16 protein-coding genes are annotated in these 24,433 nt (G+C 40.9%); 11 read left to right on the top strand and 5 right to left on the bottom strand.

All coding sequences use genetic code 11. The annotated features are described in order from the left end of the window. Positions 1–60 precede the first annotated feature (60 nt). The 3 genes from JYB62_RS13700 (at position 61) to JYB62_RS13710 (ending at position 3,481) form a co-directional block, all read left to right on the top strand. The gene (locus tag JYB62_RS13700; RefSeq protein WP_205645989.1) at positions 61–1,215 is read left to right on the top strand and encodes a serine hydrolase domain-containing protein; all 1,155 of its coding nucleotides are present in this window, start codon (positions 61–63) and stop codon (positions 1,213–1,215) included. Positions 1,216–1,217: 2 nt separating this feature from the next. After that, a complete protein-coding gene (locus tag JYB62_RS13705) occupies positions 1,218–1,934 on the top strand; it encodes a hypothetical protein (protein ID WP_205645990.1) in 717 nt (238 codons plus the stop codon). Positions 1,935–2,308: 374 nt separating this feature from the next. After that, complete coding sequence (locus JYB62_RS13710; RefSeq protein ID WP_205645991.1) at positions 2,309–3,481, top strand: alpha/beta hydrolase-fold protein; 1,173 nt, start codon at positions 2,309–2,311, stop codon at positions 3,479–3,481. Positions 3,482–3,538: 57 nt separating this feature from the next. On the opposite strand, the gene alr is transcribed toward JYB62_RS13710, so the two are convergent. Genes alr through JYB62_RS13725 form a run of 3 tightly spaced genes read right to left on the bottom strand, consistent with a single transcriptional unit; the run spans position 3,539 to position 7,915 of the window. Then, on the bottom strand, positions 3,539–4,717 hold the full coding sequence (gene alr / locus JYB62_RS13715) for an alanine racemase (protein WP_243431584.1): 1,179 nt from the start codon (positions 4,715–4,717) through the stop codon (positions 3,539–3,541). Beyond that, positions 4,690–6,678, bottom strand: coding sequence for a hypothetical protein (locus JYB62_RS13720; protein WP_205645992.1), 1,989 nt, complete (start codon positions 6,676–6,678; stop codon positions 4,690–4,692). The genes alr and JYB62_RS13720 overlap by 28 nt, the downstream gene beginning before the upstream one ends. A gap of 13 nt (positions 6,679–6,691) precedes the next feature. Continuing rightward, positions 6,692–7,915: an ATP-grasp domain-containing protein gene (locus JYB62_RS13725; protein WP_205645993.1), complete on the bottom strand. Its 1,224-nt coding sequence runs from the start codon at positions 7,913–7,915 to the stop codon at positions 6,692–6,694. Positions 7,916–8,638: 723 nt separating this feature from the next. Here JYB62_RS13725 and JYB62_RS13730 point away from each other — a divergent pair. The 5 genes from JYB62_RS13730 (at position 8,639) to JYB62_RS13750 (ending at position 17,798) form a co-directional block, all read left to right on the top strand. Further along, positions 8,639–11,044: an arylsulfatase gene (locus JYB62_RS13730; RefSeq protein ID WP_205645994.1), complete on the top strand. Its 2,406-nt coding sequence runs from the start codon at positions 8,639–8,641 to the stop codon at positions 11,042–11,044. Between the two features lie 50 nt (positions 11,045–11,094). After that, positions 11,095–12,531 (top strand): DUF1214 domain-containing protein, encoded by a 1,437-nt coding sequence (locus tag JYB62_RS13735; protein WP_205645995.1) that lies wholly within the window; start codon positions 11,095–11,097, stop codon positions 12,529–12,531. A 292-nt stretch (positions 12,532–12,823) separates the two neighbouring features. Next, on the top strand, positions 12,824–14,992 hold the full coding sequence (locus tag JYB62_RS13740; protein WP_205645996.1) for a TIM-barrel domain-containing protein: 2,169 nt from the start codon (positions 12,824–12,826) through the stop codon (positions 14,990–14,992). A gap of 157 nt (positions 14,993–15,149) precedes the next feature. Next, the gene (locus JYB62_RS13745; RefSeq protein ID WP_205645997.1) at positions 15,150–15,611 is read left to right on the top strand and encodes a (2Fe-2S)-binding protein; all 462 of its coding nucleotides are present in this window, start codon (positions 15,150–15,152) and stop codon (positions 15,609–15,611) included. Between the two features lie 3 nt (positions 15,612–15,614). Beyond that, positions 15,615–17,798 carry a xanthine dehydrogenase family protein molybdopterin-binding subunit gene (locus JYB62_RS13750; RefSeq protein WP_205645998.1) on the top strand — a complete coding sequence of 728 codons (2,184 nt, stop codon included), beginning with the start codon at positions 15,615–15,617 and terminating at the stop codon, positions 17,796–17,798. Between the two features lie 70 nt (positions 17,799–17,868). Here the strand turns inward: JYB62_RS13750 and JYB62_RS13755 are convergent, their stop codons facing one another. Together JYB62_RS13755 and JYB62_RS13760 are read right to left on the bottom strand one after the other, a co-directional pair. Continuing rightward, the gene (locus tag JYB62_RS13755; protein ID WP_205645999.1) at positions 17,869–18,579 is read right to left on the bottom strand and encodes a twin-arginine translocation signal domain-containing protein; all 711 of its coding nucleotides are present in this window, start codon (positions 18,577–18,579) and stop codon (positions 17,869–17,871) included. Positions 18,580–18,865: 286 nt separating this feature from the next. After that, a complete protein-coding gene (locus JYB62_RS13760; protein WP_205646000.1) occupies positions 18,866–19,759 on the bottom strand; it encodes a LysR family transcriptional regulator in 894 nt (297 codons plus the stop codon). Between the two features lie 90 nt (positions 19,760–19,849). On the opposite strand from JYB62_RS13760, the gene JYB62_RS13765 reads away from it, so the two are divergent. Genes JYB62_RS13765 through JYB62_RS13775 form a run of 3 tightly spaced genes read left to right on the top strand, consistent with a single transcriptional unit; the run spans position 19,850 to position 24,384 of the window. Further along, positions 19,850–20,155 (top strand): hypothetical protein, encoded by a 306-nt coding sequence (locus JYB62_RS13765; protein WP_205646001.1) that lies wholly within the window; start codon positions 19,850–19,852, stop codon positions 20,153–20,155. A 14-nt stretch (positions 20,156–20,169) separates the two neighbouring features. Continuing rightward, complete coding sequence (locus JYB62_RS13770; protein ID WP_205646002.1) at positions 20,170–21,834, top strand: proton-conducting transporter transmembrane domain-containing protein; 1,665 nt, start codon at positions 20,170–20,172, stop codon at positions 21,832–21,834. Positions 21,835–21,873: 39 nt separating this feature from the next. Next, the gene (locus JYB62_RS13775; RefSeq protein ID WP_205646003.1) at positions 21,874–24,384 is read left to right on the top strand and encodes a YbcC family protein; all 2,511 of its coding nucleotides are present in this window, start codon (positions 21,874–21,876) and stop codon (positions 24,382–24,384) included. Positions 24,385–24,433 lie beyond the last annotated feature (49 nt).

The following is a 24,433-nucleotide window of genomic DNA, read 5'->3' on the forward strand; positions in this document are numbered from 1 at the left end:
CGGCCAAATTATTCGTCAAACAGCATTCTAGGCTTTCATATTTGTAAAAAACGAAAGTCCATGAAGAACAATTTAATCCTGCTGTTTATAGGAATTTTCTTGAGTTTCTCAGTCGGCTGCCAATCAAAGAAAGAGGATGGCAAGGTGTCTTCTATGCCGGATCAAGCTCAAAAAATAGACTCACTGATCCAGGCACATTTTCAACAGAATCAATTCCACGGGGGAGTAGTCATTACGGAAAAAGGAGAAACCCTCTACGAAAACTACCTGGGACTGGCAGATAGAACCTGGGGGATTCCCGTGGCGAATGACACCAAATTCGATATTGCCTCGGTTAACAAATCCATGATTGCTGCACTTGTTTTAAAAGGTGTAGAAGAAGGAAAGCTAAGCTTAGAGGATAAATTGGTGGATTTGTTATCTTCATTTTCTTACCAGGGAAGTTTTCACCCTGACATTACCCTCCATCACCTTATGAGCCACAGTTCGGGATTACCAGATTATGATGGAGTAGCCAAAGAATTACAGGAAGATTTCTTTTTGCCTTTTAAGCGTTTGCGATTTACGAATGTGGGCTATGTTGATTTTATCAGTACCCTCAAGCCGATCAATAGCCCAGGTCAACAATTTTACTACAGCAATTTTGCCTATCACCTCCTGGCTATCCTGTTGGAAGAAACTTATGATATGCCTTTTGCAGAACTGTTAAAGGAAAAACTGACTCGTCCTTTGGGACTAAAACATACAGTCTCTGAAAGTCAAAACGAAATCATCATCCCACAACTTGCCAGAGCATATAACTACCAAGAGCAGACAGGAAGCTGGCATGAGAATAGGTTCATTGACTTAAGCCTAGGAAGAAGAATATTTTCTACTCCCTCTGATCTAAACCGATGGGCCCATGTCATGGATAATCCGGGATGGTTAACCGCAGAATCTTTGAACTTGATGCAGCAAAACCACCAAGCCACCATCGACCAAAACTTTAGCTATGGCTATGGATGGGTTGTCATAGACCAAGAAAACAAAAGTAGGATGGTCGATTTGGGGATAAGCCAACCCTACATCATTCATGGGGGGAGTACGGAAGGGTACAAAGCCATGCTCATCAATATCAATCATGGAGCATATGTCATCAGCTTCCTGAGTAATGTGGGAAGCAAGACCAATGAAATCCAACTCGCTAAAGCAATTGTAAACATTCTAATAAACTAAAGATGAAAAAAGAATTGAACTACCTCCTAGGATGTATCCTTTTACTCCTTTCTATCCCTGCTCAAGCCCAAAAAGAAAAGGTCTTAGGATTTTGGGAAGTTGAAAATGTAATGGTTGGGGAAGAAAACATGACGCCGGTGGCCAAATGGTTCAAAATAAACCAAGATGGAACCTATCAAGCAGGAAATGGATGGCTACAAAATGGGGAGGGTCATTGGGATTTCGACGCGAAAACAAATAAGTATGCTGCTCAAGACAATTTAGATGTGGCGGATGATTTCGGGGCTTTTGACGTCTCATTTACGGGTGAAAAAATGATTTTCGAACGTGAAGAAGAAGGGATGCATGTAAAAGTGATATTAGTACCTATCGAAAAATTACCGATGTCACCTACAGATTATTTGGAAGGAATTTGGGATTTGGTGGAAATCACAGAAAACGAGCAATCCATTTTAAACGAATTCGATGGAGAGGGAAAACATAAATTATTTATTCGTTGGGACAGGATCTACATTAATTTTTCTCCAGAAGGAAAAAGACTTTCAGGTTATTGGCATATCAATGGGCATAGGCCAGAAATCACCTTACTCCCCCATCAAGGAGATCAGGGCCCTGAAAGCTGGAAAATCGAAGTAGATGAAAAGAAATTAGTAATGACCGGGATCTCAGATAGCAATCGTGGCATTCAACGAAAATACCAGAGGTTAAAAAGTTTTTAAACTTTCTGATAACTATCCTCCGTCTTCTACTAAAGTAGTATTTAATTTAGGAAATCAAAGCCTTTTAAATTGTGGATAAATAAGATATATACGCAATTGGTGAAAGGTAATTGGGTTTATACAAGTTGGAATCTATGTAAAATATTAGTTAATCGTATTTTAAGGTTATCAGAAATAGAAAACACCCCTGACGTCGCTAAATGCATTTTTCCTTTGAGTTGAACCTCAACTAGGGTGACTAAATTAAAACCTAAAACAAATTTTTAAACATCATCTTCAGATTCCCGTGAAAAGTTTTGATCCTATCTTGGATTAAAACCCAAGACAAAAAAGTCCATTATCTTAGGATAATTAAATCCCTCACCCCAAAAAGCATGAGTAAAAATATCCTACTCCTTATTTTTTTCTTATCTGGAATTCAAATTATCAAAGCCCAAGAAACAAAAGAAATCTCCATCGGCACCGTTCACCAAATTCACTCCGATCAGCTCAACGAGGATAGGGAATATTGGGTCAACTTACCCGAATCTTACCATGAAAAAGGCAGCTCTTACAAAAGATATCCACTTCTGATCCTGTTGGATGGAAATGCTCATTTTCGGTCCATCACGGGGATGGTAAACTATATGAGTTCGGGGTACAATGGAAATCGGGTCATTCCGGAAATGATCGTCGTAGCCATTCAGAATGTGGATCGAAGACGAGACTTTACTCCAGACAAAATCATCACGGTTCGAGAAAACACATCCGGAGGGGGAGAACAATTTTTAAGCTTTTTGGAAGAAGAACTGATTCCTGAGCTGGATGCAAACTACAGAACGGATTCCTATCGCATCCTATTCGGACACTCCTTGGGAGGCTTGCTGGCAACACATGCTTACATGAAAGAAAAAACGCTGTTTAATGCATTCATCGCCGTAGATCCAAGTTTTGGAACCTGGGATGCGGAAACCATGGACCAAAAACTCGAGGCAGTGACCGATCAGTCTTATCAACGATACCTGTATCTAGCCACTGCAAACTGGGGCAAAAGGAATATTAGAAACCGAGATCGACATGTGAGGTTATATGAATCTTTACATAGCAAAAGCCCCGCTGAATTCTTTGCTAAGTACGAGTATTTCGAACAAGAAAATCATGGTTCTGTCCCTCCGATTGCTTTTTATCAGGGTATCTCTTCCATGTTTGAGGGATATGGGATTTCTTACAGAGATATACAAAGCATGGATCAAATGCTTCAGCACTTTCAATTGATTTCCCAACGACTTTCCTATGATTTTCACCCTCCAGAATACTTGGTCAACCGAGTCGGTTACGGTTTCCTTCAAAGCAGAAATCCTGAAGAGCAAGTCAAGGCTTTGGAATTTTTTCTCTTAAATACCCAAAACTACCCTGAATCTTACAATGCTTTTGACAGTCTGGGAGAAGCCTATGAAACCTTGGGTGATACAGAAAAGGCCATTGAGAGTTATCAGCAGTCCCTGAATCTCAATCCCACCCATGAACATGCCAAGAACAAGCTTGAAATTTTAAGTCAAGGCAATTAAACAAAGACTGTTTCTTCAAGCAAATTTCAAATCTTATTAAGCTAGGAATAGACGAGTCTATTTCACAATCTTCCTGGGAATCGCCGAGGGCAACCTACTCAACATCTCATTATTCATAAGTTGAGTTACTTGAGTAAATGAGCTAATATTAATGGTATTGTTATTCTGTCTTCCAACTAACACCACTTCATCACCAACCTGAACACCCGGAATGTGGGACACATCCACCATAAACAGATTCATATTGATCAATCCCACAATCTGAGCCTTTTTACCTTTAATCAGTACATGCCCTCGATTGGATTGGGCACGGGGATATCCGTTGGAATAGCCTAAGGGCATCACGGCCACTTTCATGTTTTGCGAAGCTTGGTAGGAAGTTCCATAGCCAATAAATTCGCCCGCATCCACATCTCTTACATCCATCACATCAGTTTTCCAGGTAAAAATTCGTTTGAGTGCTCCATCTGATTGCTTCCCGATTTCCTGCAAATGGGAGTAATAAATATCTGGACTGGGCCAAAATCCATACTGTGCTACTCCAATTCTCACCATGTCATACACGGTATCTTTGTAGGCCAAGGCGGCTGCAGAGCAAGCGATGTGTCGGATTTCAGGAAGCGTTTTCTTTTGTTGACATTGCTTGAGGAAACCTTTGAACCGTTCATGCTGAGCATTGATCTTGAAGAGATTTGAAAAATTCTCTGCTCCCCCAAAATGAGTACAAAGCCCCTTGAAGGCAATCTCCTCCGGATACTTCTTAAGGAAACTTAAAGTAGGAGCGAATTCCTTTTTGGTCATTCCGGTACGGTTGGCACCAGTTTCCACCTCAATATGCACTTTTGCTTGCTTTCCCACCTTTTTTGCCAACTCCAGCACCAGCGGTAGGCGCTCATAGTTGAACACATAAAATTCAATTTCATTCCGGATAGCCCATTCAATATCCTCATCATAGAGAATACCCATGATCATCACATCACTGACCTCTGATTTGGCTTCCAGAACTTCCTCCGCTTCAAAAGCTGAAGCAGTAGCAAAATGCCCTACTCCAGCTTTTTCGGCCATCTTTACAAAAGATCGAATGCCATGACCATAAGCATTCGCTTTGACCACAGAGGATATCCGAACACCCTCACCAACCTTTTTCCTGATGAAATTAATATTATTCGTTAGCGAGGATTGACTCAATTCTATTCTCGACGAATGTCTTACCATAATTTTGTTTGTTGATTCCATACATACGATTTCCCCCAGCTTTCCCTACCCATTTTTTCCACCAGAATGAGCTCCTCTTGGGGCACCTCATTGAGCTTATTTCTCACATCCAAAGTACTATAATGAAAGGCATAAACTCGCGCAGCAAAATGATGGAAAGGCAAGGATGATTCGCCCTGTTTTTCTCCTTGACCATGCACTGATGGCTTGATTCCCTGTCCCCAGTCCTGTCGGCCTTCGTTGTTTGGATTGAGAAAATAAGCCCGCAATTCACCGGCTTTGGTTTCATCAACCCTAAGAAGGGATACAGCGTGAAACCCGATCATATCTCCCTTATTGCTCGTAATGAAAATTCCTACGGGGTTAGGGTAAACCATTTGTTGATTCCCATTGTAGTTAGGGTGAAAAGCCCCATAAAAGATTCGCAGGTAGCCTGGATAATCCATGATGGAATTGCTCAGATAATCGTAACAGGAAGCAAAGCCCACCTGAATCCACTGACCATACATCGCCGGATTGACCCATTTGTGTGGGTCCTCCAGCCTTCCAGTGGATAGCCTCATCATTTCATTGTAAATCTTATCCAAGTGAGGAACCAATACCACAGAAACCACATCCAAGTTGTAATCGAGCTGATCCACCAAGCCTTTCAATAGATTATTTGAAACCAAGTTTTGGTTTTCAAATCGCATGATCAGGTTGTTTTGGGTGGACACGGTGATGATCATATCAATCAGTTTTGCAGGAGAATGCTGGCTCCACATACTGATTCCCCTCGCCGATTGGCAGGTAGGGTTATTCCCTTGACCTACCCCCAGCGGTTGTCCCAAAACCTTGATCGTGCCCCCAATCAAATATTGAAGAGCAGTAATCTCAGCATCTGGATCCGTTAAGGATTTCATGATCCTCTTCTCCACTTGAGGATTTATTTTAATACGCCGAAGGTTTTCCAAGCCTATTCGAACAGCCCTTCTGGAAAATAGGTTTTTGCCCAACATCCTGGCCAAACCATAAATGCATTGACAATTGTCCCAGCTTACTGTTTCCAAAATCAAGTTGGAGACCATCTCATGGAACTTCTCCCATTCGGCAATTCCCCGATCATTCAGGTCCAGACAGATAGGAACCAAGTTTGGATTTTTCTCAACTATAAATCGCAGTAAGAGGGCATGATACCCACTCACCAATCCAGTGGCGTTCATATACTCCCCCATGGAAAGAGATTCCGATGCGAGTTCAGTTTCAGAGGCCTGATCTAAAAACTCTAGATATTCTTCTTTTCCTTCATGTAGTTTAGCTCCTTCGGATGGTGCGAAAAGCGCATCTATATAAATGCGAATCGCTTTATCTTTCTTAGTGGTACCTGAGGTATCAAACCTTCTGTTGACTAAGCTGATCAGTTCTCGAGCTTTTTGGGTCCGAATAGGTCGTTGCTCGCAAATCATCTGAACTTCATCTACCAACTTTCCATAGACCCCATTGAGGTCCATTTCAGACATGATAAAGCCAAAGAGATTGAAGGCTTTTTTCAACTCCCGGTCCGACATCCGAACCCGGGTTTCCTCATTTGGCTCCCTTAGGGCAAATTCCAGATTATGCACAATGACTTCTTCTAGAAAGCTTTGCGCATCCTCTGCAGAAAGTAGCTCGTGGACATCCTCTCCTTTGGCATAACGAAGCATGCGCAGTTCGGATAGGGTTTCAAAACTAGAGGAGGGGTGCCCATATTTGAGCGTACCTTTCACTAAAAATGGCACCAGCTTATCAGGATCATTCCAGGAAGTCCCCTGAAAAAAGCCCGCTTGCTCCAGCTCGACACTTTTGTGATAGAGGTAAGCAAGACCTGATCTTGTCAAACTCAAAATATCAATGTGGCTGGCTAACTTGGTAGCTTTCTCTTTCTTAGTGAGTGCTCCAGAGTCGATAAACTCCTGGAGACTTTGATCGAAATTATTAAATACCTTATCGGTCGTCAATCCCATTAATTACTTCAAATTATACATAAAATTCTTCTTCCTCATAATGTTTTAGAAGCTCAGTCATCCGATCCGGATCCTCCCCTTTGAAATTGATGGTTCCAAAGTGATTACCAAATCCATTTCGGTCTGCACTTAACTTCTGCCCTTCATAAGGTGCAATCAACGTATGCTCCACGAAATAAGGCTCATTGTTGAGGGACTCAGGAATTTCTAACTTGGAGAACTGACGTTTCTGTGGATAGATCATCACGTTTCCGTGGTAGTTTTTGGGTTTGAAATCCTTGGCAGGAAATATCTCATCCAACTCCTCTTCGGTGATGTTTGGATCATGGCTAATCACAAAGGCAGCCAAGGCGTCAAATTCATAAGATTTAGAACATAATTCTAGAATATGCCCTCCTGGAATTCTACAGGCAGTTTCCCCGAAATTAAGCTCATCTTTTTCAGTCAAGAACCACTCTGGGTGAACCATACCATATTCGATTCCAAAGATGTCTACCATCTTCTGAACTTCCTTATGGATCAAATCCCGCTTACTTTCCAGGTATTTTCCTTCTGGGATAAAGTTGGAGTAGCCCAGTTTCACGTATTCAGTGATATTGAGGAATCTGATTTTACCTTTGTTGATAAATGCTTCACAAGAAAACTCCCGACCTGGCAAATGACTTTCCGCCAAACATGGGAAATCGCTATCCTCACATTTTTCGTCTACATCACTCATAGAACGAAGTAATCTATGGCCTACCGTACCAGCGGAGGCAAATGGCTTGATGTGAACCCAGCTATCTTCTTCTCCTTCCAACTGCAGGTTTGCCTGATTCAGCCGTTTCATAAAGGCCTTTACGCCTTCCTTGTTATACACTTCCTCAAAGAGCCCAACTCGTAAACCACCAATTAAGGCCTTTCTCTTCATCATGGCCTTATTACGGAATAAAAATGCCCTATTAAGAACACGTGGGTCTCCACGGTAAATAGAGTTAAGAGCACCTGCCCATTCTACTGTTTCTTCGTATAAGGGAACTGCTACATCCGCATCGAATGCTTTAAGCTTTTCATAAAGGTCAAGGGAATTGGAGCTGTCACTCCACTCATCTAGTTGATATGGAAGAAATGGGATATTATTTTCTTGTGCATACGGTTCAAAATCTGGAAAGGAGACCACTACAAAGGGTCTTCCTGTTTTTTGCATACTTTCTATGACGGGCAAACTCCAGCCCATTAGTGCGAAACATTTAGCCATAATTAAAATGGATTAAGGGTTAAAAAACTGATTTATTCGGATGTCTAAGGCAACACTGGATGGTGTGATAGAGAATTGGACAGAACAGTCAAAGGCTTAGACATCCACTTATACAAGGGATCTAGTAGGAAGTTCGTTCCATAAATTTTCAATCCCTTAGCAGAGTACAAGGGTTCTTAGAATATTATAATGAATTTGGATTTTATGAAGCGGAAAAAGGTGAATTCAATCATTCCTAATTACATCACCAGCTCAAATTTTCTGTATTCCAGTTGGGAGGCTGACCTGATAATAAAATATAAAAAGAAAAGGTATTTCAGCCATTTTTCCTGAAATGTCAACAAAATAAAAAGCATCAGGAACTTCGGTATTCCTGCTATTTTTCCATTCTCTGGAACAACATTTCAGTTTAAAACAGCCCTCCAAGAATATATCTTAAGTACAATTTAACCTAAGTATTTTTAAACTCCGATTGATTATCATTAAATTACAGGAATATCAAATTGATTTATTATAAGTTATTTCATGATTTTAATCATGGAATTTTTATTCCATTAGGTTTAACTTAAACATCCAACTGAAGATTGAATGCTACTATTAAGTAATCACTAATTTTTATCAAATTGAATCTCGGGAAAAGTAGTATCAACTTCAATTTTTAGGGCAAAGTTCAAGAGTAAGTAAATCGTTTATACATATAATATCAACAAACTTAGGCAAGTTATGAATTCATCATTTTTACAAAAAGCAGGGGGGGGCCTAGTATTTATACTTGGTATTTTTAGCTACATTCCTATAAGTATAGCTCAAGAGGTGATCCCATTTCCACAAAAGAAATCAGGTGGAACTCCTGGCTTGACGATTCAGGAGTCAATTTATAGTCCTAACAAAGAAAAAAGCTATTTAAGTAAAGATGCACCCAATATTATTATCATTTTGATTGATGATGTGGGACCAGCACAATCAAGTACGTTTGGAGGAGAAATCAACACTCCTACAATGGACAAAATAGCAGGGCAGGGCATCACCTACAATCGATTCCACACCACTGCCATGTGTTCTCCAACTCGTGCTGCCCTATTGACGGGAAGAAATCACCACATGGTCGGAGCAGGTCAAATTGCAGAATTAGCAAATGATTGGGATGGCTATTCAGGAGTTCAACCTAAAACCAGTGCCATGCTTCCTGAGGTGTTAAAAGCATATGGATATCACACTGGGGCTTGGGGGAAATGGCATAATACTCCTGCCCAATACACTACTGCAGCGGGTCCTTTTGACTATTGGCCCACCGGATATGGCTTTGAATATTTCTATGGGTTTTTAGCTGGAGAAGCCTCTCAATATGAGCCAAATATGGTTCGGAATACTTCCATTGTCCATCCCAATGAACCAAAAAATGGAAAACCCTATCATTTAACAGAAGATATCGCTGATGATGCAATTGAATGGCTTCAAGACCATAAAGCATTTTCTCCAGATAAACCCTTTTTCATGTATTGGGCCCCGGGAGCAGTCCACGGACCTCATCATGTTGCCAAAGAATGGGCTGACAAGTACAAAGGGAAATTTGACGATGGCTGGGACGCCTACCGAGAACGTGTATTTGCCAATGCAAAGGCCAAAGGATGGATTCCTCAAGATGCTCAATTGACTCCTAGACCAGCAACTTTGCCGGCTTGGGATGATATTCCAGAAAGCGAAAAACCTTTTCAAAGAAGGTTAATGGAAGTTTTCGCAGGTTTTGTGGAACATACCGATGTACAAGTAGGCAAAGTAATCGATGAAGTGGATCGCTTGGGTTATGGTGACAACACCCTCATATTTTATATCTGGGGTGATAATGGAGCTTCAGCAGAGGGGCAGGGAGGAACTATCAGCGAATTGTTGGCCCAAAATGGAATACCTACTACCATTGACCAGCATATCAATACATTGAATGATTTAGGGGGGCTAGATGTTCTTGGTAGCCCAAAAACTGATAACATGTACCATGGAGGTTGGGCATGGGCAGGCAGCACTCCATACCAATCGACCAAATTGATTGCAGCCCATTTCGGTGGAACAAGAAACCCTATGGCCATCCGCTGGCCTAAATCTATCAAGCCAGATTCAAAACCCCACACTCAATTTCATCATGTCAATGATATTGTTCCTACCATTTATGACATCCTAAATATTACTCCTCCCAAGGTGGTAAATGGTTTCCCTCAAGATCCTATTCAAGGAGTAAGTATGTTGTACAGCTTCGACAATGGTCAAGCTAAAGGTGAAAAACTTACCCAATATTTCGAAATCATGGGAAGTCGGGGAATTTATCATGATGGTTGGTTTGCCAGTGCTAAAGGACCAAGGGAACCTTGGGTTCCTGGGATACCAAAAGGAATGTTTAATGAAAAAGGAGAATTGATCTGGAACCCCAATGATGACAAATGGGAGCTCTTTAATTTGGACGAAGATTGGTCTCAAGCCAATGATCTATCCAGTCAAATGCCTAAGAAACTTAGGGAAATGCAGGATCTTTTCTTGGTTGAATTTGGTCAAAACAAAGGCTTGCCAGTAGGCGGAGGATTATTTGTTCCTTTGGTGAGACCTGACCTGAGAGTATCCACTCCATATACTGAATGGACTTTTGCCGGAAACATGACCAGAATGCCGGAATTTGCTGCTCCAGCTCTGGGCAACAAAGAGAATATCGTGACGATTAATGCAAAATTCCCAGCAAACGCAGATGGGGTGATCTATTCCTTGGGTGGGTTTTCTGCCGGCCTCAGTTTGTATATGGAAAAAGGAATCCTATCCTATGAATACAATCTCTTTGAAATCTCACGGACTCACATAAAAGCCAAAAGCAAGCTTTCTCCAGGCGCAAAAAAGATTGAAGTCATCACGAAATATGTAGAAAAAAGACCTGCAGGACCTTTAGAAGTATCCATCTATGTAGATGGAAAAGAGGTGGCCAAAGGGATAGTCCCAGTAAGTGCTCCTTTAGGTTTCACTGCTAATGATTGCTTGGATGTTGGGATAGACTTGGGATCCCCTGTTTCCATAGATTATTATGATAAAGCCCCTTTTAAATTTAATGGGACAATAGATGAAATGCAGGTAAAATACACAGATTCAAAATAGTGGAAAAACCGCTATTTTTTTAAAAATAAGGCATACCAAAAATCAATACAATGAAAACTCTAATTACTGTTCTATTCGCTTTTAGTATATCCATTTTTCTGGTTGGATGTGAGAATCAGACTGAAAAAACCGGGGAGTTAAAAGTAGATGAACAAGGCTATGTAATACTCACAGATGCTGAGGTAGAAAACTTAATCAAGCGCTCCTACCAGTATGTCGCTATGTACAATGTAAATAACAAGTTTGCATTAGCTGAGTCAGGCATGTCCACTAGGGGCTATAATAAGGGCCTAAAAAACACCCAATTGTTGGACCACACCGTCAAAGCCATTGCAAGGCCCAATAATGATGTGATGTATCAAATGGCCATGTTGGACTTACGAAAAGATGCCGCCGTATTTGAATTTCCTGCCATGGAATCCAAATATGTATCCTTGATGGCCACTGCCTATGATCATTATGTAAATGTGCCTCTTACCACCACTGAAGGTGATTTTAAAGAACCAACCACCATTCTTTTCTATACTCAGCGAACAGAAAATTACGATGGATCTCCTGTGGAAGGTGTGGACGAAATCTTCGAAATGACAGGTGATTTTGTCTCTGTAGTACTAAGAGTTATGCCTCATGCCAATGAACCAGAAAAGTTTCAAAGGATTATAGACCAAATTAATCAAATCAAAGGCATGACCCTATCGGAGTTTCAAGGCCAACCAAAACTTCCGGAAGAACCCATTGAATTCCCCGATTATGGAGCCACAGATGCCGATATATTCGAACATAACTTATTGGAGGTAATGCAATTCATATTCAACCATACCACCTTCGATACTACCAAGATCTTGGATAAGGGAGTTTTGGATGCTTACAAACCCTTGGGTATTGAACCTGGGAAAACCTATGATCCAGAAACAGCCTTTCGTATTGATGGGAAACGTTTTCGGGAAAAATCCATCCAAATCAAAGAGGAGTTCTTAGCTAAAATGAATAATCCAGAAGAAAGTAAAAGTCTATTACCAAAGTTGTTTCAGTTGAAAGGTAATATGACCCTAGAACCTATGGTGCTTCAATCTGTCGTTGGGCCCATTGGCCTTCCACTCAAAGAGGCAGTATATCCTCCTGTGGTAACCTCAGATGGAGCTCCAATGAATGCCATGAATGATTACGTCATCGAAATGTCAAAAGAGGATATCCCTCCAGCTACGGCTTTTTGGTCGCTGACTCTCTATGATACTGAAAATGGATTTTTCATCCCAAATGACCATAAGAAATACAGTGTAGGGGAAAACTCAGGCATGCAATTGAATCCAGACGGAGGAATTAAAATTTACATTTCCGAGAAAAAACCAGATGACATCCCTATGGACAACTGGCTTCCTATCAATAGAATTGACCAGAATATTGATGTCATATTAAGGGTATATGCTCCTGATCTAGAAAAGTATACAACCTGGACTCCTCCAAAGGCTGTCAAGGTTGAAAACTAACCCTAATCCATCATTTCAATTCAAAAAAATCCCATGTAGAGATCTCTAATATTAAAATCCAAAAGTCAGGTGAAAAGTCAAAATCATTAAAAATGATCAGGTGAAGGCAATCTCTTCGTTTTGTAGATTAAATGCACAAGAAGGCCGAAAAAGTAGTATAAAAAGCTGATATTAAAGTATTAGAGATTGAAAATTAAAATGTGCTTGCTGCATTGAAACTCCTGTTTATTAAACTTTATAGTACTCCAATTATTTTTTGATTCAATCGTAAAATCAGGTTAGATTGGTTGATATGAAGACAAAGCTTTTAAAAGATCAATCAAGAATTCTTTTTTTAACATCCATTTTAATCATTTTCTGTTTTAATGGATTTGCTCAGAACACCCTTATTTCTGACATGGATCAATTGAAATGGGAGAAGGTCATGCCTGGAATTTGGAAGGCAAGTTTTGGTGAAATGGGTCTAAATCCCATGGATTATACCAATCCACCCAATATAAAGGCAATAGAAGAACTGGGAGATACTCCTTTTCCCTTTGACGAAGAGGCTACTTATAGCCTTCTAACAGCAAACCGGGCTAGCATTCGATTACCTCTAGGTGAAACCGAAAAGATTTATGGGCTAGGTTTAGAATTTGAAGGAATGAATAGAAGAAGTAATGTTTATTCTTTAAAAGTAGATCACTATGGAGGCACAAAAGGATACACGCACGCACCAGTGCCTTTTTATATTTCGAGCAAGGGTTATGGTGTACTAATCAATTCTTCGCAACGAGTCAAAATTCATGTTGGCGTTGGCAATAGAAAAGATAGTAATTTACCCGAGCGAATCGACCGAACAACAGGTAAAAACTGGGCTGCAAGACCCCTTTCTGACGCCATTGAAGCAAGTGTCCAAGCCGGAGGAATGGAAATTTATGTCTTTACTGGACAAACAAACCTTGAAGTAGTTCAGAGATACAATTTATTTTTTGGAGGAGGAATTCTCCCTCCAAAATGGGGACTTGGCTTTTGGCATAGAGTGCACACTACAAGTTCTGATCAGGATGTCTTGAAAGAAATACAAGATTTTGAAAGCAATAATTTTCCATTGGATGTAATCGGATTGGAACCAGGATGGCAGAGTTTCGCATACCCTTGCTCTTTTGATTGGGATCCAACACGTTTTCCTAACCCTGGGAACTTTGTAAACATGCTGGATAAGAAAGGAATAAAAGTCAATCTCTGGGAAAATCCCTATGTGTCTCCTTCCTCCACCATGTACGAAGATATTAGACCCTTCACTGGTAGCCATACCGTTTGGCTAGGTGAAGTTCCGGATTATACCATTCCCGAAGCCCGGGAAGTACTGCTAAACCATCACGAAAAAAATCATTTAAACTTAGGTGTCAGTGGGTATAAGATTGATGAAGTAGATGGCTATGATGTTTGGTTATGGCCAGACCATGCCACTTTCCCTTCAGGAACTGATGCGGTAGAAATGCGACAAGTCTATGGAATGATGATGCAGGATATGTTTGATGATTATTTTAAAAAGCAAAACACCAGAACCTATAGCCTTATTCGCTCCGCCTATATTGGGGCAAGCAATCATAATTTCGTTTTGTATAGCGATTATTATGATCATAAAGGGTATGTAACAGCGATGGCAAGTGCATCCTTAACCGGACTTTTATGGACTCCTGAAATCAGAAGTGCAAACTCAGGAGAGGAATGGGTCAGGAGATTTCAAACTGTTGCATTCTCTCCATTGATGATGCTTAACGCTTGGTCATCGGGTAAAAAGCCTTGGAGTTTTCCAGAAGTAACTGATATTGTTAGAAACACCATAGAACTAAGATTAAAGCTTTTGCCCTATCTCTACACGGCATTTTATGATTACAATCAAAAAGGAATTCCTCCTTTTAGGGCCATGATTCTAGAAAACGGTTATAGGACTCAGGAGACACAAAAAAGCGGTGTTATAAATGATGTTACCAATCCCTATGCAGAAGAAAAAAGATTGGAAGTAACAGATCAGTATATGATGGGACCATCGATTCTAGTCGCACCGGTTTTTACGGGGCAGAAAGAGAGAAACGTAGTACTTCCTCAAGGAGATTGGTTTGATTTCTATACCGGGGAATACGTCGGTGATGGAGAAATTATCACCATACAAACCAAACTGGAAGAAATTCCTCTATTTGTAAAAGATGGGGCAATAATTCCTATGTTGACTTCTATCAGTAAGAGTGAAACAGATAATTCACTGGAGGTCAGACACTATGGAAAAAAGGAAAATTCATTTTTATTGTATGACGACGATGGAGTGAGTTATAATTACGAAAAGGGCGAATTCTCGATGACAGAACTGAAAGCCGAAAAAACTGAGAATGGAAAGTTATCTGGCAGCTCAAATGCTATAAATAACAAGAAGTCTAACTACAGTGAAATCACCTGGCGCTGGATGACTAAACAGTAATCCAAACTGAGTTGTTAAGGGAGTAGAAATCTCAAAACTCAAATAGTTGAAAAAAGTCTTTGTCAATTGTTAGTAGCCCATTTGGCTGATACCCATTTATAACTCTTGTCAAGTGACTTATTTTCAGTATTTTGAAATTTTCAAATATTATCTTGTTATGGCGTCTTATACATTGAATATTAACGATCAAACTCACAAGGTAGAGGTGGACAAAGGAACCTCACTATTGTGGGTGTTGAGAGAACATTTGGGTTTGACTGGAACCAAATATGGATGCGGAATAGCCCAATGCGGTGCTTGTACCATCCATGTGGACAATACCCCCATGAAAGCTTGTGTGCTCTCAGTTGAGGATTTTTCCAATGGAGAAAAGATCAAAACCATAGAAGGATTATCCGAAAAAGGCGATCATCCCCTTCAAAAAGCTTGGGTAGAAGTTCAGGCTCCCCAATGTGGCTATTGCCATTCCGGTCAAATCATGCAAGCTGCCGCCTTGTTGAAAAACAATCCAAGTCCAAGCAAAGAGGAAATCAAAACGCATATGAATGGAAATATATGCCGTTGCGGTACGTATCTGAGAATTGTGCAAGCCATCCAATTAGCCGCCCAAAGCCAATAAGCCATGACCCAAAAACACTCCAAAATCGAAACGTTGAACCGGAGAGAATTCCTGAAGTCATCGGGAGGTATTGCCTTATTTATCGGAGCATCCGGGATTTTTCCGGCCTTGGTTTCTTGTACAGATACCAAAAAAATCCAGGAGCAATTTGAAAAACATGCCATTACCGCTTGGGTAAAGATTTCAGAAGATGGTCAGATCATAATTTATAATCCTGCATCAGAAATGGGACAAGGTTCCATGACTTCTTTACCCTTGATTTTTGCCGAAGAAATGGATGCCGATTGGTCCAATGTACAAGTAGAGTTTTCTCCCCAGGAAAGTGATATCTACGGTTCACCAGGTTGGGCTCCCGGAAGCAAATTGATGTTTACGGTAGGTAGTAGAACCACCAATAGTTATTTCAATACGATGCGAACAGCCGGTGCACAAGCAAGAGCTATTTTGCTCCATGCTGCAGCTCAGCATTGGAAGGTGCCAGTGGGAGAGTTGAGTGCTGAAAACAGTGTGGTTTCCCATACCGGCTCGGGTAAAACGATCACCTACGGAGAATTGATACCCTATTTGGTTGCTGGAGAAACTATGCCGGATTTATCAGAAGTACCTCTGAAGGCCCCAGACAAATTCAAATTGATCGGTCATGAAATACCTAGGACGGAAATCCCCTCCAAAGTAGATGGCACTGCCCAATTTGCAATTGATATTCGCCTACCAGATATGCTTTATGGAGTACTGGAAAGAGGAAACCTTCATGGAGCCAAACCCACCTTACTCAATGAGTCTGAAATTTTGGGATTGGAAGGGGTAGTCAAAATCGTTCCTTACGATTATGCCATTGGAATCATTGCCACGAAGCTAGAGCTAGCCTTAAAGGCAAAAAGTCAGCTCAAAATCGATTGGAGTACTTCAAATGCCTCAGGCTTTAACTCAGAAGAAATCTACAGCGAATACAAAAAGATTGCCAACCAAAATCAATCGGGAGAGGTCATTATTAATGAAGGAGATGTAAGCCAAGCATTTCAGAATGCTTCCAAAGTTTATCAAGCGGATTTTAAAAACGATTATGTCTACCACGCCCAACTGGAACCTTTAAATGCAGTCATACAGGTTTCGGAAGATCTTCGGAAAGCCGACGTTTGGGTAGGTAGTCAACAAGGGACCGATACCAAACTTGGGGTACCAAGAGTGTTGGGGATCCCTCCCGAAAATGTCAATGTCCATTTACAATATTTGGGAGGTGGTTTTGGAAGGAGAAGCCTCAGTGATTTTGTGGAAGAATGTGCTGTACTGGCCAAGGAAGTAGCTCCAAAACCCGTAAAATTGATCTGGACACGTGAAGATGACCTGAGATATGGTACTTTCAGACCTATGTCCCTTCAACGAATCAAAGCAAGTGTTGATGTTTCTGGAACTATCCATGCGTTTTCGCATACGGTCGTAGGAGACGGAGGAAATCTGGTGGCCAGTGGTATCCGAAACGATCATTATGCCATTCCCAATCAATTTGCCGATTGGAGATCCACTTCCCATGGGATTCGATTAAAGCATTGGCGTTCGGTAGGACATGGTCCAAATAAATTTGCCATAGAATCCATGTTAGATCAAATTGCCTTTGATCAAAAAATAAGTCCTGTAACACTACGGAAGAAGCTGATGATCAACTCACCGAGGGCCTTAGCTACCTTGGAGAAAGCCGTAGAAATTTCCAGTTGGGAAGAACCATCTCCTGAGGGCTATGCCAAGGGAATCTCATTCGTGGAACACGGATCTTTAGGTACAGGAGTAGTGGAGATTTCATTGAATAAAGAAACTGGCGAAATTAAAGTACATCGTGTTTGGATTGCTTTGGACGCCGGAACCATCATTCAGCCCGATAATGTCAAAGCGCAGATGGAAGGCGGGATCATCATGGGGATTAGCAGTGCCTTGAAAGAAAAAATTTCGGTAGTGGATGGTCAGGTTCAGCAACGTAATTTCAATGATTATTCTTTGCTGAGAATGCAGGATGCCCCAGATAGCATTGAAACGGTGTTGATTCCATCTGGAGAAACTCCTCAAGGAGTGGGAGAAACAGCAACACCGATGGTGGCTGGTGCCATTGCCAATGCTTTCCTTCAATTAACCGGAAAACATTTACTACATATGCCATTCACCCCAGATCGGGTCTTGGAAGCTCTGAATTCCTGAAAAAAGATAGACGTTTAAAAAATAGTAAAACACCTTCTGAAGAAATTTACCTTCAAAAGGTGTTTTTTCTTTAACCTAGACTGGAATCGATGTAAGCAATTTTATTTTCTGCCAATCGACCTAATGCCCAAACTCCAGAAGGTGCAGGTAAAATTCCAGGAAGAGTTCCTGCCACAAAATCCTGATACACTTCCTCTTGTTTCAAGCCCATCTTCTGGGCCACAAACATGGCATTTACTTTTCTAGCCATATCACAGACACAAAAAACTGCGCCCTGCTCCTGCAATCCTTTGATACCAGCAAGCCCCGGAAGTGGAAAAACCCCATCTTCTGGGATATAGTATGGATTTTTTAAAGCAGGTTGCTTTGTGACAGGGTCATTATACCCAAAAAATTCTCCCAGCTTGTACTTGGAAATTGTCTCATCGTTCAAGGCGAATATCATCCCGTGGTGACGAAGTACATTAAAAATACCTAGCTGTTCACCCGGAGTACCAGTCTCCGCATTGGTCAAATAATACACATTGGACCAAATGAATCCCCATGGAATGGCTTGAGAAATATCATAGGAAACCGGATGCTTCTTCTTCCCTATTCTTTTAATTTCCTCATCCAGTTCCGCTCCACCGGCACCCATATTGCTCATGGCAAATCCTGATGAAGCATCCTTGTTGATTTTAGCCTGAAGGTTGTTTGGAAGTAAACTAAGTCCGGAGGCAACCGCCCCAGTAGCAACTAAACCAATGAAATTCCTTCTCGATTGTATGATGTCCTCTTTCATAATAAAATATGGTTTATGATTTAAATTGATTAAAAAGCAGATTTGGGGATGGGGACTTCTGATACTTAAAACAATCCACTTCCTTGCCCTATTCCATTACAGGAAGCTGGTTTCAATTCACTTCTCCAGTTGTGAGAAATAATGATGAGTCAAAATTGCAAAGAGAAAGATGAGGATACTACACCCAAAAAGATGATTTTAAAAAATCACACAATAGTGTGAGAAGCAACTTGAATAGCCAACTTCAGAGGACTTTCCAGCAAAAAAATAATTGACATCCTGAGGATTAATGGCTTAAGTACCAGCTGAAGCTATGGTCCAAGATATGCTGCTTTTCCGAACGGATAAATTCTAGAAATGCCTGGCTAATGGGAGATAGTTTTTTGCCTTTGAGCCAAATCAATCGCCACTCTGTTTTGATGGGTAAATCCACAGATTCAAGGATAAATAATTCTTTATTGACCAATTCATTATGAATCCCAATCATTGGCATGATGGAATAACCCAGCCCAGCAATCACCGCCTGTTTTACTGCTTCATTGGAAGTCAACTCCATCCTTTTCCTCTGCTTTCCTTGGTGCTCCTCAAAATATTTCTCCATGGCCAATCGGGTGGCAGACCCTTCTTCTCTATAAATCAGGGGCTTTTTCTCATCTCTAAAATCTTGATTTCCAATAAGGTATAGTTTATTTTCTATCAATAGCTCTTCCTCTACAGGTAGCTTTTCAGGAACAACAGACACCAAGGCAAAATCTGTTTCATTATTCTTTAAGCTCTCTATCACACGGCTTTTATTGGTCACATCTAAAACCAAATCAATTCCGGTATGCAATTCCATAAATCCGGATAGAAAGTAAGGAATGACATACTTCCCGGTAGAAGCTGAAGAAATGCTAAGTCTCCCCGTCAAAATCCCCTGATAGGCTTGGGTTTTATAGGTGATATTATCCAACTCTTGAATTACCCGCTCTGCTACCTGTGCGATTTCCTTCCCAAAATCTGTAATGTATAACTGCCGACCAATGACCTCAGTCAAGGGGATTTCAAATTGGTCCTGAAGATTTTTTAACTGGATAGAGACTGCAGGTTGTGTCATGAAAAGCTCCTCAGAGGCCTTGGTAATACTCCTTGTCTGTACCACTTTTAAAAAGATCTGTAACTGATGTATCGTGTAATTCATAAATTTTGTTTATGTATATTATAATAAATATAAATAAAAATTTATAAATAAGATTTCCAAACTTTGTATCGAAATCTAAAGACTTGAAGTATGATACAAACAGAATTGACAGAAAAAAAACCAGTTGAACTCCAAAAGTATGATCTGATCAAAGGAGATTTCTCCCCTGAGGATGCTTCAGAAATGATTTATCATATGATCTCCAAGAAGATAAATTTCCACGAGCACAGAAATTTTAGCAGTGAGATCAGGTTTGGAGAAGTGGATCAGCATTCAGTTGAACGTATCCAGCAATTAAAAGCCTGTTTATCCTCATTTAATACAGTAATCAAGGAAGCAAAAGAGCAGGGCAGAAATCTGAAAATTTCCTCCACCATTTCTGTAGAACTTATATAATCAATCGATTAGCTATGCTTCAAAACCTACTTACATTTCTAACCTTGGTATCTCCGGTTGTCTTTATATTGACAGCAATTGTATCTTGGTTCCAACCGGGAATTCGACCATTTTTTCTTAAAAAATTGGCTACGGCTGCTTCTATCATAAGTATTTCCATCGCCGCTTTAAGCGGTTTTTTTGTAGCCAATTACTCCTTGTTGGAATCTCCTTTTTATGGAATAGCAGATTTGGGATTCAGTATTAGATTGGATGCGCTGAGTGTAATTATGCTGAATATGATTGCCTTATTAGGATTTATTGTGATCAGATTTAGCTTGAATTACTTAGATGGTGATTCCCGGCATGGAACATTTATAGGAAGATTGGCCGCAGCCATTGCCTCTGTTCAGCTCTTGGTCTTATCAGGAAACCTAGGAATACTATTTATTTCCTGGGTACTCACTAGCATGTCCCTTCATAGATTGCTGGTATTTTACAAGGAAAGACCTGGTGCCATCATCGCTGCCCGTAAAAAATTCATTGTGGCACGACTTGGAGATGTCAGCCTATTGGCAGCCGCTATTCTCCTATATTCTCAATTTGGGACTGGAAACTTAGAAGTACTTTTCCAAACGATAAAAAGTAATCTTGCTACCGGAATCTCCATGCCCGGGATCGAGCTGGTTGCAGTACTTTTAGCATCAGCAGCTATCCTGAAATCCGCTCAATTCCCTACTCATGGGTGGTTGATTGAAGTGATGGAAACCCCCACTCCTGTATCTGCACTCCTACATGCAGGATTACTCAATGCAGGTCCATTTCTGATTATTCGAATGGCCTTTGTAATGGATGCAAGTACTTATGCTTCAGCGATCTTAATAGGGATTGGAGGATTTACCGCACTTTTTGCTTCGGTCGTTTTCCTTACCCAAACATCTGTCAAAACAGCCTTGGGATATTCAAGTGTGGCACATATGGGCTTTAGCCTGATGACTTGTGGTTTGGGGGTTTATCCTGCCGCGATGCTTCACTTAGTATCGCACTCCTTCTATAAAGCTCATTCTTTCCTATCCTCGGGAAGTGTAATCGAGGTAATCAGAGCTTCAAATGTTATTAACTACAAACGAATAGGAAGCCCAATAAGAATTTTAATGGGTGCCCTTCTAGCTTTGGTTTTATATTCAGGTTTTGCCATGCTTTGGGGTATAGATCCGCAAAAAGAACTATCCTTACTTGCCATAGGAGCAATCATCATCTTGGGACTGACCAGACTCTTTACCTCTGCGATAGATTCGAATGGGGGTATGAAGCTGATCTCAAGAGCAATTGCTTTATCTATGCTTGTTACCTTGTCTTTCTTCACCCTTGAATCAGGTGCGCACTTCCTGCTTTCTTCCCAAGTTCCTGAACTAACTCAACCCAATCTATTTGAAAGCATCTTATTGGGCATCATGTTGATTGCCTTTGGAATCACAGTGTTCATTCAAATCCTTGCTCCTACTCTTTCCTCAAACCCTGCCTACTTGGCTATGTCAGTTCACATTAGAAATGGTCTATACATCAATACAATATTTGACAGAATGGTAAGATCACTTTATACGCATAAACCTTTGCAGCATCCAGCTTTGATTTCAAAGTCTGTTCGGCAAAAGTCTAGACAAGAGGAAACTTTGGAAAAAACTCTTGCAGAAGCTTAAACTAAGTGTAGAAATATGCAATCCGCTAAAAGTCATCAAATGAACCATCTCAAAACTTCTACCATGAATACACTCGAAAATCTGGATCAAGACCAAAAACTCCTGATGAAAACCATGAAAACAGCAGGAAAGAAAATCGCTCCTGTCTGGCCTTTGGAGAATTTTGTAGCCGTAAACCCCTACCTTGGATTTACTGAAAAAAGATTTGAACAGGTTGCACATGAATTGGCTACAGCGGGAGATATACAAATGACCCTACCTAGCTCTTTTTACCTCCAAAAGATCCAGGAAGGAAGTTTGAAAAAGGAAGACGTTCTCCAGGTTTTGAAGCATAGAAAAAGCAAACAGGGATATAAGGAATTCATTCAATCAGTAGAAAATAACAGGGGTTCCAATGAATCCATGATTTATGTTTCCACGGTGGCAGACTTAGCCACGCAAGTCACCCAAAAGGACTGGAACCGTTTCGTCACCTCCAGAATTTCTCAATGGGCAGCATCTTACTTCGATAAAGGTCAGGCGATCTGGATTGCTGCAGATCAACAGGTAAGTATTTTCAAAGCTTGGAAAACTGAAGCCCAATTGGACAAAACTCCAGACCTGAGTGGTTTAACTAATTTTAGAAAAATTATCCAATCTTTTCCTGATCATCCGATCCAAGCTGCTCAGAAAGCAATTGAAATACTTGGGATACCTGCTGATCAAACCTCATTTTACTTTCATCGACTCCTACTGAAACAAGGAGGATGGGCAGCTCATGTAGCTAGGTTAGATTGGGATAAACAATTAGCAGGAGAAAAAGATGGGATGATCGTAGAATTTCTTGCTGTCCTGATTTGCTGGGAAGCTGCTCTATTGAAAAGCCTAAAAGGGTTTGAAATCGTACCTTTGTGGGAAGATCTAAAAGATCAATGGATAGGAAGTGAAGAGGACTTGGAAGTCAACAAGCAACTCACTGAAAATCTGATTCTTCAAGAAGCATTTGATTTGGCTACTCAACGAAGGCTGATAGAGAAGTTTAAAAATATTCAGGGCGGAAATAAATCCAAGAAAGAGCAGCCTAAGGCTCAGGCGGTATTTTGCATCGATGTAAGATCCGAAGTCTTCCGAAGAAATTTGGAATTAGTGGACCAGTCGATCGAAACCCTGGGATTTGCGGGATTTTTCGGATTCCCGATCAACTACATTCCCTTAGGACATCAAAGCGGAGAGGCACAATGTCCGGTTTTATTGAAAACAGGGCCAACAATTGAGGAGCAGATCCCTGATCCTGAAATCCATGAGAAAGCGGTCAAAGACCGTATTTTGTCTCATCAAATTGGTAATGTATGGAAGTCTTTCAAATCCGGAGCGGTCACCTGCTTCAGCTTTGTGAGCCCCATGGGTATATCTTATCTACCCAAAATCTTCACAGATTCCTTTCGATGGACGAGACCGGTTCCCCATCCAGATAAGCAAGGGATTTCTTCCAGCATTTTAAAAAGTAAAACAGTCCAATTGGAACCTCATTACTATGAAGCTGACTCGGCAGGGATTCCACTTGATCAACAAATTCAGATGGCCAAAAACGCCTTAAAAGCCATGTCACTTACAGATGATTTTGGAAAATTCGTCATGATAGTCGGGCATGGCTCCAGTACTGTCAATAACCCTCATGCCACAGGATATGATTGTGGGGCTTGTGGAGGACATACAGGCGAAGCCAATGCCAAAGTAGCGGCAGCCGTGTTAAATAACCGGGAAGTAAGAACCGGCTTACTCCAAGAAAACATCTTCATCCCTGTTCAGACCATTTTCCTGGCCTGTTTACATGATACTACTACTGACGAAGTGACCATTTTTAATGAACAAGTGGTGCCGTCCGAAAGAGCACAAGAATTGGAAGATCTGAAAAATTCCCTTAAAAATGCAGGGAAAGCTTCCAGAACAGAGCGGGCGCTCCGAATGTCAAGTCAAAAGAATTCAAGTGTGGAAAAGATGATTTTTGCAAAAAGTAAAGATTGGTCAGAAACCCGACCAGAGTGGGGATTGGCTGGCTGCTCCACATTCGTGGTCGCTAACCGGGAGAAAACAAAAAATCTGGACCTAGAAGGAAAATCATTCCTCCAATCTTATGATTGGAAAAAAGATCAAGGCTTCTCAATTCTCGAATTGATCATGACCGCACCAATGGTAGTGACCAGTTGGATCAACCTCCAATATTATGGATCAACAGTGGACAACAAGCACCACGGGTCTGGTAACAAAACCTTACACAATGTCACTGCTGGTCTGGGAGTTTTAGAAGGATTCTCCGGGGATTTAAGAGTAGGGCTTCCCTTACAAGCAATCCATGATGGAGAGAATTATCAACATGAGCCCAATCGCTTACAGGTGATTATTCATGCGCCTCTTGAAGCTATCAACGGGATCTTAGAAAAGCATCCCTCTGTAAAAAATCTATGTGATAATGAATGGATATTTCTGATGGCCATGGATGAGGAAGGCTACATCTCTGACCGTTATATGGGTAACCTAAAATGGCAAAGCTTAACCCAACATGTGGCCTAATTTTACAATGGCAAATAACTAGGTTATTTGCCATTACTTTTTTATCAGT

This window comes from Algoriphagus lutimaris (assembly GCF_017051705.1).
In the GTDB taxonomy this organism is placed as follows: domain Bacteria; phylum Bacteroidota; class Bacteroidia; order Cytophagales; family Cyclobacteriaceae; genus Algoriphagus; species Algoriphagus lutimaris.